The organism is Cobetia sp. ICG0124 (genome assembly GCF_004006355.1).
GTDB lineage: Bacteria > Pseudomonadota > Gammaproteobacteria > Pseudomonadales > Halomonadaceae > Cobetia > Cobetia marina.
Genome location: NZ_CP024893.1, coordinates 2,537,168 through 2,554,602 on the forward strand (window position 1 = coordinate 2,537,168; position 17,435 = coordinate 2,554,602).

At 64.4% G+C, this 17,435-nt stretch carries 11 protein-coding genes and 3 pseudogenes; 9 read left to right on the forward strand and 5 right to left on the reverse strand.

The window, feature by feature from the left end; translation table 11 throughout:
• The first annotated feature begins 35 nt into the window (after positions 1 to 35).
• The 4 genes from CU110_RS11905 (at position 36) to CU110_RS11920 (ending at position 5,266) form a co-directional block, all read left to right on the forward strand.
• Complete coding sequence (locus CU110_RS11905) at positions 36 to 1,418, forward strand: oligosaccharide flippase family protein (protein WP_084209194.1); 1,383 nt, start codon at positions 36 to 38, stop codon at positions 1,416 to 1,418.
• On the forward strand, positions 1,415 to 2,497 hold the full coding sequence (locus CU110_RS11910) for a glycosyltransferase family 2 protein (RefSeq protein WP_084209195.1): 1,083 nt from the start codon (positions 1,415 to 1,417) through the stop codon (positions 2,495 to 2,497). The genes CU110_RS11905 and CU110_RS11910 overlap by 4 nt, the downstream gene beginning before the upstream one ends.
• Positions 2,494 to 3,951, forward strand: a complete 1,458-nt coding sequence (locus tag CU110_RS11915) for a WecB/TagA/CpsF family glycosyltransferase (RefSeq protein WP_084209196.1) — start codon at positions 2,494 to 2,496, stop codon at positions 3,949 to 3,951. The genes CU110_RS11910 and CU110_RS11915 overlap by 4 nt, the downstream gene beginning before the upstream one ends.
• A 70-nt stretch (positions 3,952 to 4,021) precedes the next feature.
• Positions 4,022 to 5,266, forward strand: a complete 1,245-nt coding sequence (locus CU110_RS11920; protein ID WP_084209197.1) for a hypothetical protein — start codon at positions 4,022 to 4,024, stop codon at positions 5,264 to 5,266.
• A gap of 133 nt (positions 5,267 to 5,399) precedes the next feature.
• Here the strand turns inward: CU110_RS11920 and CU110_RS11925 are convergent, their stop codons facing one another.
• Positions 5,400 to 7,226, reverse strand: coding sequence for an SEC-C domain-containing protein (locus tag CU110_RS11925; RefSeq protein WP_077371759.1), 1,827 nt, complete (start codon positions 7,224 to 7,226; stop codon positions 5,400 to 5,402).
• Positions 7,227 to 7,333: 107 nt separating this feature from the next.
• Positions 7,334 to 8,233 carry a homocysteine S-methyltransferase family protein gene (locus CU110_RS11930; RefSeq protein WP_240665376.1) on the reverse strand — a complete coding sequence of 300 codons (900 nt, stop codon included), beginning with the start codon at positions 8,231 to 8,233 and terminating at the stop codon, positions 7,334 to 7,336.
• A gap of 31 nt (positions 8,234 to 8,264) precedes the next feature.
• Here CU110_RS11930 and CU110_RS11935 point away from each other — a divergent pair, with 31 nt between their 5' ends.
• The 3 genes and pseudogenes from CU110_RS11935 to CU110_RS18055 form a co-directional block, all read left to right on the forward strand.
• Entirely contained in the window at positions 8,265 to 10,172 is a 1,908-nt protein-coding gene (locus CU110_RS11935; protein WP_077371752.1) for a hypothetical protein, read from the forward strand.
• Between the two features lie 70 nt (positions 10,173 to 10,242).
• A pseudogene (locus CU110_RS11940) lies at positions 10,243 to 12,099 on the forward strand (DNA topoisomerase III); the annotation flags it as partial.
• A 27-nt stretch (positions 12,100 to 12,126) separates the two neighbouring features.
• Positions 12,127 to 12,501, forward strand: a pseudogene (locus tag CU110_RS18055) (ketopantoate reductase C-terminal domain-containing protein); the annotation flags it as partial.
• Between the two features lie 86 nt (positions 12,502 to 12,587).
• Here the strand turns inward: CU110_RS18055 and CU110_RS11945 are convergent.
• The 3 genes and pseudogenes from CU110_RS11945 to zwf form a co-directional block, all read right to left on the reverse strand.
• Positions 12,588 to 13,250, reverse strand: coding sequence for a bifunctional 4-hydroxy-2-oxoglutarate aldolase/2-dehydro-3-deoxy-phosphogluconate aldolase (locus CU110_RS11945; protein WP_077371743.1), 663 nt, complete (start codon positions 13,248 to 13,250; stop codon positions 12,588 to 12,590).
• Positions 13,251 to 13,288: 38 nt separating this feature from the next.
• Positions 13,289 to 13,870: pseudogene (gene pgl, locus CU110_RS11950) on the reverse strand (6-phosphogluconolactonase); the annotation flags it as partial.
• 24 nt (positions 13,871 to 13,894) lie between these two features.
• Positions 13,895 to 15,385 carry a glucose-6-phosphate dehydrogenase gene (zwf, locus tag CU110_RS11955; protein ID WP_077371740.1) on the reverse strand — a complete coding sequence of 497 codons (1,491 nt, stop codon included), beginning with the start codon at positions 15,383 to 15,385 and terminating at the stop codon, positions 13,895 to 13,897.
• 304 nt (positions 15,386 to 15,689) lie between these two features.
• Here zwf and CU110_RS11960 point away from each other — a divergent pair, with 304 nt between their 5' ends.
• Positions 15,690 to 16,547, forward strand: a complete 858-nt coding sequence (locus tag CU110_RS11960) for a MurR/RpiR family transcriptional regulator (RefSeq protein ID WP_077371737.1) — start codon at positions 15,690 to 15,692, stop codon at positions 16,545 to 16,547.
• Between the two features lie 3 nt (positions 16,548 to 16,550).
• The gene (locus CU110_RS11965) at positions 16,551 to 17,432 is read left to right on the forward strand and encodes a putative selenate ABC transporter substrate-binding protein (protein ID WP_084209792.1); all 882 of its coding nucleotides are present in this window, start codon (positions 16,551 to 16,553) and stop codon (positions 17,430 to 17,432) included.
• The last annotated feature ends 3 nt before the right edge of the window (positions 17,433 to 17,435 follow it).

Sequence of the window (17,435 nt, forward strand, 5' to 3'; positions counted from 1 at the left end):
CCTGCACAGGGCACGACAAGGCAGGGAGCCAGGCGATGGGAGTGATCACGCGACTCAGGACACGCCTGTCAGGTGGCGGAGAAGGCGGCAATGGCCGACTGATCCGCAACCTGGCATGGATGGGCATGTCGCAAGGGGTTCACCGTATTGCCCGACTGGGTGCCACCCTGGTGGCCGCACGCATGATCGTGCCGGAATCTTTCGGTATCGCCGCCATCGTGCTCACCGCACACGAGATCATGCACGCCATCTCCAATGCCGCCGTGGTGCCTGCCTTGGTACAGGCCGGTCGCGACGGGTATGAGCGTCTGTGCCGCGATGCCTACTGGTTCAATTGGGTGGTGTGCCTTGGCCTGATGGCGCTGCAGATGGCACTGGCCCCGCTGCTGGCCTACCTCTATGACGCTCCCGATCTGACCCTGCCGTTGATGGCGCTGGCGCTGATCTTCCCGATGCTGCCCCCCGCCGCCATCAACGCGGCGCGCATTCTGCGCAGCAACCGCCTGCACGTCACGGCCCGCATCGAGATGGGCCAGAGCATCGGCGAGGCACTCGGCGTGATGCTGCTGGCCGCCATGGGAGCCGGGTTCTGGGCGCTGATCCTGCCCAAACTGATCGTGACGCCCATCTGGACATTGAGCTACCGCTGGTGCGAGTCATGGCGCATCGATGAGCGCCCCTCCACGCTGTGGTCGCGTCCGCTGATGCGCTTCGCGCGCCCGATGATGGGCGTCGAGGTGGTCTCGGTGCTACGTCAGCAGATGGATTACCTGCTGGTCGGCGCCCTGTTCGCCATGGACGTGCTCGGGGTCTACTTCTTCGCCTTCAATGCCGGACTCGGTATCAGCCTTGGCCTCCTGCGCGCCTACTCCACCGCCATCTTCCCGCAGCTGTGTGGCGACATGACCTCGCGTGAGCGACTGGCGCGCATGCACCACGGCATGCGCCTGTTCGCGCTGGTCGCGGTGCCCGCCATCATCGCCCAGAGCCTGCTGGCGCCCTGGTACGTGCCGATCCTGTTCGGGGAGGCCTGGGTCGAGCGTGGTGCCCTGCCGATCCTGATCCTGATCTGCCTCTCGGCCCTGCCGCGCATTCTGCTCGACAGCTGCGGCCAGCTGCTGCGCGCCCAGGGCATGCCCGGGGCAGACCTCAAGCTGCAGATCTTCATGACGCTGATGCTCGGCGCCGGCATGTTCGCTGGCGTGCCCTTCGGCATCAACGGCGTCGCGGCCGGCATTCTGGTCGGCATCAGCCTGGCCGCCCTGCCCGGCTATCTGTGGACACGTCGGCTGATCCTCGATCAGGACGGCTTGATGACACATACATCGACCCAGCCACCAGACTCGCCAGACACACCTCACGCAGCATCCACCGCATCGCTTTCCCCAGACAGGGACGTCCAGGAGGCCAGACCATGACCCCGACCTTTTCGGTCATCATGCCGATCTACAACGTCGAACGTTTCGTCACGGCCGCCATCGACAGCGTGCTGGCGCAGGAGGATGGCGATCTTGAACTGCTCATCATCGATGACTGCTCCCCCGATGGCAGCCGGGCGATCTGCGAAGCCTATGACGACCCGCGCATCACACTGATCTCTCATCCGGTCAATCGCGGTCTGGCCGGGGCGCGCAATACCGGCGTGCGCGCCGCACAGGGCCGTTATCTGGCCTTCCTCGACTCCGATGACATCTGGGAGCCCGCGAAACTTGCGCGCCACCGCGAGCACCTCGAGGCACGCCCCGAGGTAGGCCTGTCCTTCTCGCGCTCGGCCTTCATCGATGCCGACGGCGCACCGCTGGACTACTACCAGATGCCGAGCCTGACCGACATCACGCCGGGGCTGCTGTTCTGTCGCAACCCGGTGGGCAACGGCTCAGCGCCAGTCATCCGCCGCGAGATTCTCGAGGCCATCGCCTTCGACTGCGAGGTCAAGGGAGGTGGCGTGCTGCCCTGCTACTTCGATGAAAGCCTGCGTCAGAGCGAAGACATCGAGTGCTGGACACGCATCGCCCTCAAGACCGGCACCACGGTGGAAGGCATTCCCGAGCCGCTGACCCGCTACCGCCTCAATGAAGGCGGGCTTTCCGCACAGCTGGAGCGCCAGTACCAGAGCTGGCTGGCGATCGTCGAGCTGACACGCGCCTATGCGCCCGACTTCATCGAACAATGGTATCCCCGCGCCCAGGCCTACCAGCTGCGCTATCTGGCACGCCAGGCGATTCGACTGCGTGACGGCAAGGCCGCCTGGGATTATGTCCGCCGCGCCATCAAGGCCTGGCCAGGCATCTGGAAGGCCGAATTCGGCCGCACTGCGGCCACGGCAGGCGCCGCACTGATGCTGCGCGTGATGCCCGAGCGCCTTTATCTGCGCTGTGAAGGGCTCGCCCAGGGCATCATCGGCAAGGCCCAGAAGAAGAAGATCGACAATGATCCACGCCCACGGTCCGTCACGCCAGAACGCCAGCAGGACGCTCACGAAGCGGAGTCGCCATGATGAGTCAATCCATCGATCAGACGCTTTTCACCACTGAGCACGTCAGGACACTGCCACACGTCAAGGTGCTGGGCGTGCCTTTCGTCAACACCAGTCTCGAGACCTGTCTGCGCCTGCTCAAGAGCTGGATCAGCGACCCGCAGCCGCGCACGGTCAATTTCGTCAATGCGCACTGCCTGAACGTGGCACAGCATGATCGCTATTACCTGCAGGTACTGCATGACAGCGACCTGCTGCTGCCGGATGGCAGTGGCGTGAAGCTGGCCTGCCGCATGCTCGACCAGGAGCTGGAAGCCAACCTCAATGGCACCGACCTGCTGCCGCATCTGTGCGACATGCTGGTCGAGGATGGCAAGCGGCTGTTTTTGCTCGGGGCCGCGCCAGGCGTCGCCGAGCGGATGGCGGAGAAACTCAAGGAGCGCTGGCCAGATCTGGAGATCAGTGGCGTGCACCATGGTTTCATCGGGCCGGAAATCATCGAGGACGTTCTGGCACAGATCAATCAGGGCACTGACCTGCTGCTGGTGGCGATGGGCGTGCCCGCTCAGGAAAAATGGATCGCTGCACACCGAGAACGCCTCGAGGTACCGGTGGTGATGGGCGTCGGTGGCCTGTTCGACTTCTATTCCCAACGCATTCCGCGTGCGCCAGGTGTCGTGCGCAAGCTTGGCATGGAGTGGGCCTGGCGTCTGCTGATGGAGCCACGCCGCATGTTCAAGCGCTATGTGCTTGGCAATCCGAGCTTCCTGCTGAGCGTGCGCAAGTATGGCGAGGAGGCCATCCCCGGCCGAGGCCTGTGGATGAAGTCACGCTCCAACTGGCGGCATTTTCGATGGCGAGTGAGCAACTGGCTGACCCCACGCGCACGCCGCACGATGGACATCGTCGGCGCCAGCGGTGTGCTGCTGGTGCTGTCACCGTTGCTGCTGGGCACTCTGCTGGCCATTCGCCTGGAATCCCCCGGGGCCATCCTGTTTGGACAGGAGCGCATCGGACGGCATGGCAAGCCTTTCAAGCTGTGGAAGTTCCGCTCGATGTATATCGACGCGGAAGAGCGCCTGCGTGAACTGCAGGCCGCCAACGAGAGTGAGGGCGGTGTGCTGTTCAAGATGAAGCAGGACCCCCGGATCACGCGGGTGGGACGCGTGATCCGCAAGCTGTCCATCGATGAACTGCCGCAACTGTGGAACGTGCTGCGCGGCGAGATGGCGCTGGTGGGGCCGCGCCCCGCGCTCGCCCGCGAGGTGGCGTTGTATGAGGCTCGCGCCCGCATGCGCCTGGATGCCACCCCGGGGCTGACCGGCCTGTGGCAGGTGTCCGGACGCTCCGATCTGTCCTTCGAGCAACAGATTCATCTGGATCTCTTCTACCTGCACCGTCAGGGCATCAAGGAGGACATCAAGCTGCTGTTGCGCACGATTCCTGCCGTCCTGACCAGTCGCGGAGCCTATTGATGCGTGATACCCACCTCGCCACTCGCCCTGCACCGCGTCACTCTCACGACGCATGCCAAGGAGGTCTGCGATGCATGTGATCCTGTTGGCAGACCGCCTCGGTCAGGAGATCGCGCCGATTGACCGCCGTTATTCTCCGGCCCTGCTGCCGATCGCCGGCCGCAGCGTGCTGGAACGCAATCTCGATCTGCTGGTCGGGCGCGGCGTGACGCATATCAGTCTGATCATCGCCCGTGACCCCGAATGGTTCCGGGCACGACTCGCCGATGGCTCACGCTGGGGGATCGAGCTCGACATCCTGCCGATGCCCGGGGAGCGCGACCCGCGTGAGCAGCTCAAGCGCCTCGGGGCCATGGCGGCCCTGCCCGCCCCGGTATTGCGCGCCGATGTACTGCTGATGCCGGAGTGGTTCATGCCCGACAGTCTGGACATCAGTGAGCTGGCCATGACGCTTGAGGCACCGCTTTGCCTGCCATCCTCTCTCAAGGACCCGGCCCTTGGCCGACTGCATTGGCGTGATGTGCGCGACAACTCCCGGCTGGGGCCAGCCCTGCTGGGCTCGCTGTCGCATTACCACGCTCTGGTGATGCAGGCTCTGGCGACCGACGACACACGCCTGTCACCCCATGGGGAGCGCGGTGTGCTGCCCGGCGAGCAGGACCTGCACCACGTCTATTATGCCGCCGGCGCGACGCGCCTGGATGAATCGCGCCTCAGCGGAGGCTTTGCCGGCATCACCACCCATGTGGAGCCCGGCGTGCTGCTGCAGGGACGCTGCTGTGTCGAGCAGGGCAGCTATGTGGAAGAAGGCGCCATGCTCGAGGACTGCGTCATCCTGCCCTTCACCCGTGTGCATGGTGGTCAACAGATGACCGCCGGCATCCTGTTTGAAGGGGAGGCACTCGATGAGCGCGCCCCCCACTGGTTCAAGGACCGACGCCAGGCGGGAGCAGCCTCTCAGCGTGGCGTGGCCTATCGCAACCCGGCACGCCCTCAATGGCAGGAACGTCTCCTGGCCGGCTTGATCAGCGTGGTGGTCCGGCCTCTGGGAGCGCGCCACAAGGCGCTCGTGCATCGTCTGCGCCAGGTACAGAACGGTCACATGCGCTTGCTGGGCATACTGCCGGAACATGCCCCGCCCCCACTGGACCGAGTCGGCGTCAGCAGCGCCGGGGCTCTCCAGCCTCCTGACTGGCGTGCCACGCCGGACGCCTTCGCCGCGACGCTGGAGGCCATTCAGGTCGGGCAGACCCCGGGCCTGCGCGCAGCCTTGCGGGAAGCCTGGCGGCTGCGCCAGCAAGGCAAGCAGCAGTGATCGCCCCCCTACACGCTTCTCCCTGAGCCCGCCTCACGATACGAGGCGAGGCACACGAGGCCTTGTCATGGGCCTTGTCATGTGAGCGCTTGCGATCACTCGTCAGGCAGCATGAGCGCCCCTTGACACCGGCTCAGCGGTGCTTGGCCAACCAGGCAAGTGCGCCTTCGCTGCGCTTCCACTGATCGCGCATCAGGGTGCGATACTGCCAGGCCTCGCCTCGCGTGCCGGGCTCCGGCGCTTCCACCGCCAGACTCACCGGCCGCGGGTGCTCCGCCACCAGCAGGCTGATCAGATGGGAGTTGGCCTCGCGCACGATCACCAGTGCCTCTTCGGCATCCGCCTGACGTCCCAGACGATAGAGTGCCAGCACATGCCCCATCAGAATGCCCAGCAACGGCATTTCATCCTCGAGGGCACGGCGTGAGATATCGTGCTCCGCCAGGGTGACGGCCTCATCATCGCGGCCTTCGCGCAGCAGCTGGTCCAGCACCAGCTCGCGCAGACCGAGACTATCTTCCTCGTCCAGCTTGAGCAGGCGCTCCGCCAGCTGACGTGAGCGCTCGCGCTCACCGCGCTCCATGCCGATCACCAGTCCCAGGCCACAACGCAGCAACTGGGCGTTGTCACCATCCTCCCAGCGCAGCAGGCCGCCGGCCTGTTCGATCTGGTCGAGCCAGCGCTCGAAACGACGCGCCAACGGCACGAAGAAGGTGTCCGACATCCACGGTAGACTGCCGAAACGACTGGCCAGCGCCAGGATCAATCCCTGACAGACCGCAGGAACATCCAGCCATTCGGGACTGGCACACAGCTGTTGCAGCCACTCGTTGGGGTCCTGGGTTTCCCACGGGTCGACATCCAGCGCCAGCGCTGCCTCTTCCTCGATCCGCGCCGGGAATACCGCTTCCCAGAGCCCCAGTGTCACCGCCTGCTCGGCATTCTGACGAAACAGCAGACTGCCGTCGTCCTGAGTCTCCAGCGCCAGACGCGACGGGTGCTCGATCACCTCGAACAACGCCTGCAGCGAGGCCAGTGAATCCGAGAGTGACTCGTCGGAATTGACCATCTGCTCGGCGAGCGTCGCACGCGGGTTCTCGGCCAGATCAGCCAGGAACTCCAGCTGCCCCGGTTCGATATCCTTCTGCTTGGAGAGACGCCGCCACCAGAAGCGCGCACGCTCCTGCGCCTCTTCCGGCTGCCCTTCATGCAGCAGCAGCATGGCTTCGATGTAGGCCAGCGTCGGCGAGTCCGGCAGGGTCTGCTGCGCGCGGACGAAGGCGGCTCGCGCCGAGCCGAGGTCATCACTGTCCAGGTGCAGCAGGCACTGATGCTCCAGTGCCACACCGCGCAGGAAGGCGGGACCACGCTCCAGCACCTCATCCAGCAACAGGGCCTTCTTGCGGGTGAAGCCGCGCTCCTGATAGAGATCCAGCAGCAGCTCGAAGCCAGGCTCGGCCTGCTCCGGAAGGCGCGACCAGTCACTGGTGTCAAACAACGCTTCCATGATCTGCTGGGCACGCCCGCGGCTACCGGCCTCGGCACTGATCAGTCCCGCCTCCAGCAGCGCCTGAGCCGGCGCGAGCCGCGAAGCCAATGCGGCCTTGAGCTGCTCGCCCTTGAACTCGCGCAGCGACAGCATCCACATCAGGTGCTCCGGTATCGGCGGCAACTGGACCTTGTCACAGCACTGCTTGTACTTGCGGCCGGAATCGCACCAGCAGGGCTCGTTGCGACCGGGCGGTGCCAGCGGCTCGCAGGCGAAATCGAGGCGTACCAGCGGCGTCTGGCTCCACAGCACCGGTGCCAGTGCTACCGCCAGCGCCTCATCACCACCGCTGTAATTCACCCCCTCCGAATGCGCCCACTGCATGAAGGCAGGAAAGGATTCATCAGAGCGGATGGCATCAAGTGCCCCACTGGCGTAACTCAAGAGCCGTTCGACCCACTCGGCAAGCATGGCATCTCCCTAGAAAAAACGTTTCACGGCCCCGCGGACATGGCGCCCGACGGGGCCTGCGAAGCAGGAGGCGGAGTCTATCACGATGATGCCTCACGCCTCATCGTTCACTCCCCCAGTCGGGAGACACAGCGATGACCGGCCGCCTTGAGCTGCTCGGACAGGCACGCGATGTGCGCCGGGCCGACCTCGCAGCAGCCGCCGACGATACGCAGTCCCCGCTGCACCCAGCCCAGCGCATGGGCCGCATACTGCTCGGGCCCGAGATCCTCGCGCGCCTTGAGGTCCTTGACGGTACCGCCGGGCTTGAGCGCCGCGATCGACGTGAAGCCGTTGGCATAGGCGCCCGCCGGCAGCGAACTGCCAAGCAGCGTGTCAAGGCTACCCTGTATGGCCTCCGGCGCACTGCAGTTGATCAGAATGGCATCCACGCCGAGCGCTTCCAGCATGGCGACGGTGTCCGCCAGCGGCTCACCGCTGCGCAGGGTCGCATTCAGATCGTCCTTCACGGTCAACGAGACCCACACCGGCAGGCCACTTTCCAGCGCTGCAGTGGCGGCGGCCTGCGCCTCGTCATGCGAGGACAGCGCTTCGCAGAGCAGCACATCGACCAAGGGCGCCTGCAGCGCCACCAGGGTGCGATAACTGGCCAGCGATTCTTCCTGATCCGGTGCGACATCGGGCCGGTAGGTCGCGACCAATGGCGGCAGACAACCGGCCACGCGGATATCCGTCTCGCCACTCAGGGCGATGGCATCCCGCGCCGCCTTGCCAGCGGCCGCATGCACGGCGCCGATGGTCTCGCCGACTCCCGCCAGCGTCAGGCGTTGGGGCGTGGCCGTATAGGTATTGAGCGTGATGACCCGGGAGCCGGCACGAATGAAATCCAGATGCAGATCACGCACCAGCTCGGGCTGATCCAGCATGACCTGGGAGGACCACAGCGGTGTCGGCTCACGACCGCTGCGACGCACCAGCTCCTGCCCCATGCCGCCGTCCAGCAGCACGACATCCCCCATTGATTGAAGGAAGTCTGTCTTGTTGCTGCCGAGTCTCTTTCGTCCCCGCGCCAACCCAGCCAATGATGCACCCCAGGTGCGTCTTGAGCGTGAAGGCCGGGACGAGATTCGCCGCATCACCCAGGCCGTCGAGCGCGTGCCATGGTCAGTGAGCCTGATGCAGATCCTGTGGACGGCCGGCCCGGTGACGCTGATCGGTGCCTGGGGGGGCTATCTGCTCGGGTATGGCAAGGAACCCACCTTCGAGAACTACATCTTCTTCATCTCCTACACCGTCATCACCGGTGTCGCGGGGATCGTGGCCAACATCGCCCACAACCTGACCAGTTCTCGCCGCTATGACCGCACCGAGGCCAAGATCGAGCGCGTCATCGATACCGTGCCTGAGCTGATCCTCGCCACGCGCAACCTGATCGTCGAGAGCCTGGAAGGCGATGCCCGTCGCCGCGAAGCCGCTGCCATGCTGCTGCGCAAGCAGGATCTCGCACCGGAAGGCGTGGAGCTGGCGGCGCTGGAGCTGCTGGATGATCGTGACGCCGCCCGCATCATCAGTCAGATCGACGTCTATCGTCGCATCGGTCTGCACGCCCGTATCCGCGACATGAACACCCTGAACCGCGAATGGCTCGAGCCCCAGTTCAATGAGCTGGCGGAGCTGGCGCCCGAGGCCATCGGCCTGCTGCGTGAGCGCTTCGAGGGCCGAGCGCCGGATCTGCACAAGGGCGTGCCTCGTGACGAGAACTTCATCGAGCGTGTGCTGGCCGCCATCGAGCAGGACAACGACCTGCTGATGACGATGCAGGACGTGGAGGAGATGCTGATCCTGGCCTTCGAGTTGATCAGCGGACGCAAGATCCCGCTGCTGACCTTCGAATATCGTGGACGCTGGAAGCTGGCTCGCACGCTGGACAATCTCGAGCATGCCCGTTCCCGCTACCGCATCCGCCAGGCGACGGGGCTGTCACGCCTCAAGGCGCTGACGGTCTATCTGGCGGAGCAGTCCGGCACTCTGGTGGAAGATGCCGCCTCCGGGCTCAGGGCCGAGGTACTGCTGGAGCGCTCCACCCAGGCCATGGACGCGCTCGCCGAGCAGGTGACGCACCTGGCGATCGCCGTCAACGAGGGTGACCGTGAACACCGCAGCGCCCTGCGGACGCGCGCCGACATCCTCACCAACGCCATTCGCCTCTACAAGACGGTCACCAGTGCCTATGAGCAGGTCGGTCGCAGCCACGCCGTCTTCCTCAAGATGTCCAAGCGCTGGGAGAATATCTCCTCGCAGATGTCCGACGATGCCACCCGCCTGCGTGTCGGGCCGGGGCGGCGCGGTCTGCGCATCCAGGAAAAGACCATCGCGCTGGATGACGAGGCCAAGGCGGAGGTCTGCAAGCACCTGGCGGATCACCTCAGCAAGAGTCATATCAAGCGCGTCGACAGCGAGATCGCCTCTCAGGCCCGCGAGACGATCCTGCGCGTCGGCGTCGACAAGGCAAAGGCCATGGCGATCGAGATCGCCCTGGCGCTCGAACCGCACATCCACCTCTCACGCCCGGCCGTCCAGCGCGCCATCAATGGCTCGAATGCCGCCTACTTCGGCCAGCTGGAGCCCAACCAGTCCGCCGCCGCCAAGGCGGCCCTCGGCAGTGCCATGGTGCGCGAGATCGACGACGACCTGTCACGTACCGCCGAATCGCTGGCCATCGCGCTGGTGCGTCACTATCGCGTCGAACTGGAACCGCTGGCGATCGACTTCCTGCGCGACACCTTCGGGGCGCGGGAAGCGACGCTCAACATGCTCAGCAACTACCAGCCGGCGGATCACCACCCGATCAGCTACCTCTCCAACCGCCCGCCGCTGATCCAGACCGCCAACCGCGACTGGTATCGTGCGCTCGTCCAGGCACGCCGTGCCCTCGACGACGATTGATCCCCGCGCCGTGCCAGCGGCATACTGTATGGATCACCATGCAACGTGCCACTGACCGCCAGGATGACCGATGCGCCTGATCATCGCCGAAAAGCCCAGCCTCGCCCGCGCCATCGCCGAGGCCCTGCCCGGGCGCAGCAGCAAGCGCGACGGCTATATCGATGCCGGAGACACTCGCGTCACCTGGTGTATCGGCCACCTGCTCGAACAGGCGCCGCCGGACGACTATGACGAGCGCTTCAAGCGTTGGTCACTGGATCACCTGCCGATCATTCCAGCACAGTGGAAACTCAAGCCACGCAGTCAGGCACGCGGCCAGCTCAAGACCATTCGAGAACAGCTCAAGCTGGCTGACGAGGTGATACATGCCGGCGACCCGGATCGCGAAGGCCAGTTGCTGGTGCAGGAAGTGCTCGAGCACATGCGCTGGCGTGGGCCGGTCAAACGCCTGTTGATCAGCGACATGAACCGCCCCGCCGTCACGCGTGCCCTCGACAAGCTGGATGACAATCAGCGCTGGCAACCCCTGTACGAAGCCGCGCTGGCCCGCCAGCGCGCCGACTGGCTGTATGGCATGAATCTGACACGCGCCTGGACATTGACGGGCCGTCAGGCCGGCCATGATGGCGTGTTGTCGGTGGGGCGCGTGCAGACACCGCTGCTGGGGCTGGTGGTGCGTCGCGACGAGGAGATCGAAGCCTTCGAGCCGCGTGCCTTCTTCCCGTTGTGGATCGAGGCCGGCGTGGCGACCGGCAGCTTCAAGGCCTGGTGGCATGCCCCCAGTTCCCCGTGGCTGCAACGGCTCGCGACCAAGGGCACTCAACTGCCACTGGATGACAAGGGCCGCCTGCTGGACAGCCGCCCCGCCGAGCGCCTCGCCCGCCACCTGGCGACACTGAAGACCCCGGGCGATGGTCACGTCGAGAGCGTCGAGGCCAGCGACAAGTCCCAGCCCGCGCCGCTGCCCTACTCGCTCTCGGCGCTTCAGGTCGATGCCGCTCGCCGCTATCGCCTGCCGGCCCAGAAGGTGCTCGACACCTGTCAGGCCCTCTACGAGCGACATCAACTGATCACCTACCCGCGCTCCGATTGCCGCTACCTGCCTCGCGAGCATCATGCCGGCATGGCCAATCTGATGATCAGTGCCTGCAGTGGCGATGAAGAGCTTGAGCGTTTCAGTGGCGGCGCGGATTTCAGCCTGCGCTCACGCGCCTTCAATGACGCCAAGGTCAGCGCCCACCATGCCCTGGCACCGACAGGGCGCGAGCCGGACTACGCACGCCTGTCGCGTGACGAAGCCAACCTCTACCGCATGATCACCCGCAACGTGCTGGCCCAGTTCTATCCGGCCTACCGCTATCGTGAGGTCAAGGTCGAGCTGCGTTTCGCCAAGGAGCCCTTCCGCGCCAGTGGCCGCAGCGTCATCGACGAAGGCTGGAAGGTGCTGTTCCAGCGCGCGGCACAGGCATCCGACGACAAGACCCCGCCTCCTCTGCCCGCCTTGCAGGAAGGCGAGCCGGCCTGCGTGCTCGACTGCGGTATCGAGGAGAAGGAGACCCGCCCGCCGGAGCCCTTCAATGATGCCAGTCTCATACAGGCGATGATGAACATCGCCCGCTACGTGGAAGATGACGCGGTACGCCGGACGTTACGTGATGTGGATGGCCTGGGCACCGAGGCGACACGTGCGGGCATGCTGGAGACACTGATCAATCGCGGCTACCTGGTGCGCGATGGTCAGGCCATGCGCTCCACGCGTATCGGTCGAGCCCTGATCCATGCGCTGCCGGACGCCGTCTCCCGCCCCGAACGTACCGCCCTGTGGGAGCAGCGCCTGAGCATGATTCACGAGCAGGGCGATCCGGCAGCGCCTTTTCTGAGCGAACTGGTCGATGACCTGCGTGCCCTGCTGGCTGACAGCTCGGCCAGCCGCCTGAGCGCTGCGCTGGCCAGTGTGGGTGGCGCGACACCTGCCTGGCTGCAGGCGGCTGGCCGTGAGTGTCATGTCAGTGCCGACATCGGCACTCGCCTATGGCACAAGCTGGCGATCAATGCCGCCATCAATCCACTCGTGGCACGCTTTCGGATTCGCAATGGACAGCTGCGTGATCGTCCCTTTTCCCTGATGGTGCGCCAGGCCGTCGACGAGATCACTCGGGTGCTGGAAGCCGAGGGTATCGCCCCGCCAACGAATGGCTGGCAGGCCCTGGTCGACCAGGTCATCCGTGCCACGGCGAACAACCGTGCCTCGATGCTTCAGGATGTGCTGGCAGGTCGCACCACGGAAGTGGAGGCCATCCTTGGCCCGTTGCGACACGCTGCCCTCCGTCACGGGCTGTCACTGACCAAAAAAGACCCGCCTCGCGAGAGACGGGTCACAAGCAACAGCCAAGCTGTCGAGAGAGAGCAGCAATGTCAGTGGTGGAAACGCTCGGACGCTTCGCGCGCCAGCTCACGAATGCCATCCCAGTCGCCTGCATCGATCAATTTCTGCGGCGCCACCCAGCTACCACCGACACACATCACGTTCTTGAGTGCCAGATAGTCACCGGCATTGTTGAGCGTGATGCCGCCGGTCGGGCAGAAGCGTGCTTCGCTGATCGGGCCACCGAAGGACTTGATGGCATTCACGCCACCCGCGGCCTCGGCCGGGAAGAACTTGAAGCGGCGGTAGCCGTACTGCCAGCCGGTCATCAATTCGGACACGGTCGCGACGCCCGGCAGCATCGGCACGCTGCTGGTCACGCCATACTGATAGAGCGCTTCGGTGGTACCCGGCGTGACGACGAAATCGACGCCCAGCTCTTCCACCTTGCGATACTGTTCCGGCGTGAGCACGGTGCCGGCACCGATGCTGGCATTGGGCAGCGCTTCACGCATGCGGCGAATCGCCTCGAGAGCGCAGTCAGTCCGCAGGGTGACCTCGAGAACGGTCAAGCCGCCTTCATAGAGCGCCTTGCCCAGCGGCACGGCGTCCTCGATGCGCTCGACGGCGATCACCGGCAGCACGGAGGCCTTCTGGCAGATGCTGTCGATCTCGGTCGTGCGCGTCGAGGGAAGTTGTTTTTCGAAGCTCATGGCGTTCTCCTTGCGCCGCAGCGCCGTGGCCGATAGGATCAGGGGGCCCAGTACAGCGCCAGAGGCGCGGACAGGAAGGCGCGGATCGGCAACTCGCTGACGGCCTCGACATCGCCCAGCGCACGTGACAGCACGGCCTGCTTGTCGGTGCCCGTCAGATGCAGCACGGTACGGCGCGTCTGCCGCAAGCGCTCGAGGCTCAGGGTGATGCGCGCCTGCGGGACGCTGGGGGCACGCATCGGCACACAGCAATCACGGCTGGTCAGCGCTTCCTGCAGGCGATCCCCATCCGGGAACAGCGAAGCCGTGTGACCATCGCCCCCCATGCCGAGAATCACCGCGGAGGCCGGCCAGGAGAGTGCCGCGATGCGAGCACTCACTTCCTCGCAACCCGCCTCTGGCTCTGCTTCGGCGTTGGTCAGCAGATGGAAGGTCGCGGCAGCGGCTGCGCCCTTCAACAGATGCTCACGTACGAAGCGGGCATTGCTGTCGTCGGCGTCTTCACTCACCCAACGCTCATCCGCGAGGGTGATGTCCACACGCGACCAGTCCAGCGGCTTGTCACGCAATGCGGCGAACAACGGCTTGGGCGTCGAGCCCCCGGAGACCACCAGCAATGCGCGAGCGTCATGTCGACAGCCATCTCAATACTCCTCATACCAGCTGCGACCATCACGCGTGATCATCGCGATGGAGGAGACCGGGCCCCAAGAGCCCGCTGGGTAACGACGCGGCGTGGCAGCGCGCGATTCCCAGCCATCGATGAGGGTATCGACCCAGCGCCAGGCGTGTTCGATCTCGTCACGACGCACGAACAGATACTGTTGGCCCTTGATGACCTCGAGCAGCAGACGTTCGTAAGCTTCCGGAATCCGGCGCTTGGGGAAGGCGCTGTTGAAGTCGAGATCCAGCGGACCCGGACGCAGGCGCATGCCCTTGTCGAGACCGGAGTCCTTGGTCAGCACCTGCAGCGAGATGCCTTCGGAGGGCTGGAGACGAATGATCAGCTTGTTGGCCGCCAGCGAACGCTGGTCCGGATCGAAGATGTAGTGCGGCTGCTGACGGAAGTGGATCACGATCTGTGACAGCTTCTCGGGCATGCGCTTGCCGGTACGCAGATAGAACGGCACGCCTGCCCAGCGCCAGTTGGACACTTCGGTCTTGAAAGCCACGAAGGTCTCGGTGGAGGACTCGGTATTGGCGCCCTCTTCTTCCAGATACCCCGGCACGTGCTGACCATCGACGGCACCCGCGATGTACTGACCACGTACCAGATCAGTGTTCAGACGCTCACCGGTGATCGGGCGCAAGGCCTTGAGCACCTTGACCTTTTCATCGCGAATGGCATCGGCGTCCAGATTGGACGGCGGGTCCATCGCGATCAGGCACAGCAGCTGCAGCAGGTGATTCTGCACCATGTCACGCAGCTGACCCGCCTGATCGAAGTAGCCCCAGCGTCCCTCGATACCGACCTTCTCGGCCACGGTGATCTCGACGTGGGAGATGTGGTTCTGGTTCCACTGATTGCCGAACATCGGGTTGGCGAAGCGCAGTGCAATCAGGTTCTGAACGGTTTCCTTGCCCAGATAGTGATCGATGCGATAGATCTGCGACTCGTGGAATACCGCGCCGATGGCATCGTTGATGACACCGGAGCTTTCCAGGTCGGAGCCGATCGGCTTCTCGACCACGACACGCGAGTTCTCATCCAGACAACCGGCGGCCTGCAGGTTGTTGCTGATGTCACCATAGATGCGTGACGGCACGGAGAGATAGATCATCAGCGGGCGCGGCGAAGGCTTGCCCTTGGCGTCAACCCGCCAGTCGGCGATGGCCGAGTAACCTTCCACCGTGCTGAAATCCAGCGCGGCGTAGCTGATACGGGCGAGGAAGCGCTCGATGGCAGCCTTCTCGAAATGCTCCGGCTTGACGCGCTCCTTGAGCGAGGCCTGCACGGTTTCCTTGAAGGATTCGAGGCTGACGTCCTGACGCGCCAGGCCGATCAGGCGAGTCGCCTTGTCGAGCAGACCATCGCGATCAAGGTGGTAGAGGGCTGGATACAGCTTGCGCTTGGCGAGGTCGCCCAAGGCGCCGAACAGGGCAATATCCACGCCCGGAATGGTGTCGGAACTCATGCAGCCGATTTCTCCCGTCGAAACTGCCCTGCATGCCTGGCTGGCCGATACGGTGGGACACCGGGACGGCTGTGGCGATACATGGCTGGTTATATTAACAACAAATGTAGCGATAACGTCGCGCTCTCTCAAGACAAATCGCCCAACAAGTAGGTAAACTTACCTAAAAGTGGTAGCCAGCGGACGTTTCACTGAGCTTGGAGCATCGTCCGAGGCAAAGGGATGCTTGGCCTGCCAGACGAGTGAGGCTAGGATGCCCAGATTACGTAGTTATTTCACTACACAATGGCAAGGTAATCGGCGAATGGCAGTACACGACCTCATCAACCGCATCCGCGAACGTCTCGACGACCTCAATCGTTCAGAGCGCAAGGTCGCTGACGTCATTCTGACAGATCCGTCGGCCGCCACGGGAATGAGCATCGCGGCACTCGCTCAGGCCTCACTGGTCAGCGAGCCGACCGTCAACCGTTTCTGTCGCAATTTCGACGCCAAGGGCTTCCCGGACTTCAAGATCAAGCTGGCCCAGAGTCTGGCCGGTGGCACGCCCTATGTCTCGCGCAGCGTCGAGCAGAATGATGACGCCGAATCCTATGGCGACAAGATACTTGGCGCCACGGTTGCCGCTCTCGATGATGCGCGCCGCGCCCTTGATGCCAAGCGCATCGAACGTGCGGTGGATTATCTGAGCCAGGCCAAGCAGATCTGCTTCTTCGGCCTGGGGGCTTCCGGGCCGGTGGCGGCAGATGCCCAGCACAAGTTCTTCCGTTTCAATCTGCCCGTGATGGCCTATGAAGACGTGCTGATGCAGCGCATGGTCGCGGCCGCCTGCCATACCGGTGACGTGATCGTGATCATCTCCTATACCGGCCGCACGCGGGAACTGGTCGATATCGCCAGGCTGGCGCGCGGCAACGGTGCCGCCGTGCTCGGCATCACCGCGCCGGACTCTCCGCTGGCGCGCGAGTGTACCGAGGTGCTGGAAGTCATGGCACCGGAGGACACCGACATCTACATGCCGATGACTTCGCGCATGATCCATCTGGCTCTGATCGATGTGCTGGCGACCGGCGTGACGCTCAGGCGTGGCGTGGACTTCCAGCATCACCTCAAGAAGATCAAGGATAGCCTCAAGGACACCCGTTTTCCGCCGGAATCCTGACCCATGCGCTGGTTGGCCACTGCTGCTCTGACCCTGTTCTCTGCCCTGCCTTTCAGCATCAGTCTGGCGCAAGCCGAGACCTTCAAGTTCACTGCCATTCCCGATGAAGATGAGTCGCGCCTGGTGGAGCGCTTCGACAAGGTCGCCGACTACCTGGAAGAGAAGCTCGGGGTGGATGTCGAGTACGTGCCGGTCAAGTCCTACAGCGCCGCGGTCAGTGCCTTCCGCAATGATCAGATCCAGATGGCATGGTTCGGCGGCCTCACCGGTGTCCAGGCCCGCCAGCTGGTGCCGGGCTCCCAGGCGATCGCCCAGGGTGTGGAAGATGCCGCCTTCCGCAGCTATTTCATCGCACGACGTGATCTCAAGCTGGCCGGCGATGCACAGACGCCGCTGGAGACGCTGCCCGAATCCGTGGAAGGCCACTCCTTCACCTTCGGTGCCAAGACCTCCACTTCCGGGCGCCTGATGCCGGAATACTATCTGCGCGAACAGTTCGATGACGCCCCCGAGAAGGTCTTCTCGCGCGTCGGCTTCTCCGGTGATCACTCACGCACCATCGCGCTGGTTGCCGCCGGCACCTACGACGTGGGCGCCGTGAACTACGCCGTGTGGGAAGCCGCCGTCAAGGATGGCAAGGTCGATCCCGCCAAGGTCCAGGTACTGTGGGAAACTCCGGCCTACCCCGACTATCAGTGGACAGTGCGCGGCGATGCCGACAGCCACTACGGTGCGGACTTCACGCAGCACCTCACTCAGGCGCTGCTGGACATGAAGGATCCGGACCTGCTGGAAAGCTTCCCGCGCTCCGGCTTCATCCCGGCCAGCAATGATGACTACGCCCCGATCAAGACGGTTGGCGAGCAACTCGGTCTGCTGCGCTGAGTC

Excerpts from the sequence above, each read along its gene's own strand:
- CU110_RS11920 (WP_084209197.1), top strand. The coding sequence starts at position 4,022 with ATGCATGTGATCCTGTTGGCAGACCGCCTCGGTCAGGAGATCGCGCCG.
- CU110_RS11915 (WP_084209196.1), top strand. The coding sequence starts at position 2,494 with ATGATGAGTCAATCCATCGATCAGACGCTTTTCACCACTGAGCACGTC.
- CU110_RS11925 (WP_077371759.1), bottom strand. The coding sequence starts at position 7,226 with ATGCTTGCCGAGTGGGTCGAACGGCTCTTGAGTTACGCCAGTGGGGCA.
- CU110_RS11960 (WP_077371737.1), top strand. The coding sequence starts at position 15,690 with ATGGCAGTACACGACCTCATCAACCGCATCCGCGAACGTCTCGACGAC.
- CU110_RS11945 (WP_077371743.1), bottom strand. The coding sequence starts at position 13,250 with ATGAGCTTCGAAAAACAACTTCCCTCGACGCGCACGACCGAGATCGAC.
- CU110_RS11910 (WP_084209195.1), top strand. The coding sequence starts at position 1,415 with ATGACCCCGACCTTTTCGGTCATCATGCCGATCTACAACGTCGAACGT.
- CU110_RS11905 (WP_084209194.1), top strand. The coding sequence starts at position 36 with ATGGGAGTGATCACGCGACTCAGGACACGCCTGTCAGGTGGCGGAGAA.
- zwf (WP_077371740.1), bottom strand. The coding sequence starts at position 15,385 with ATGAGTTCCGACACCATTCCGGGCGTGGATATTGCCCTGTTCGGCGCC.
- CU110_RS11965 (WP_084209792.1), top strand. The coding sequence starts at position 16,551 with ATGCGCTGGTTGGCCACTGCTGCTCTGACCCTGTTCTCTGCCCTGCCT.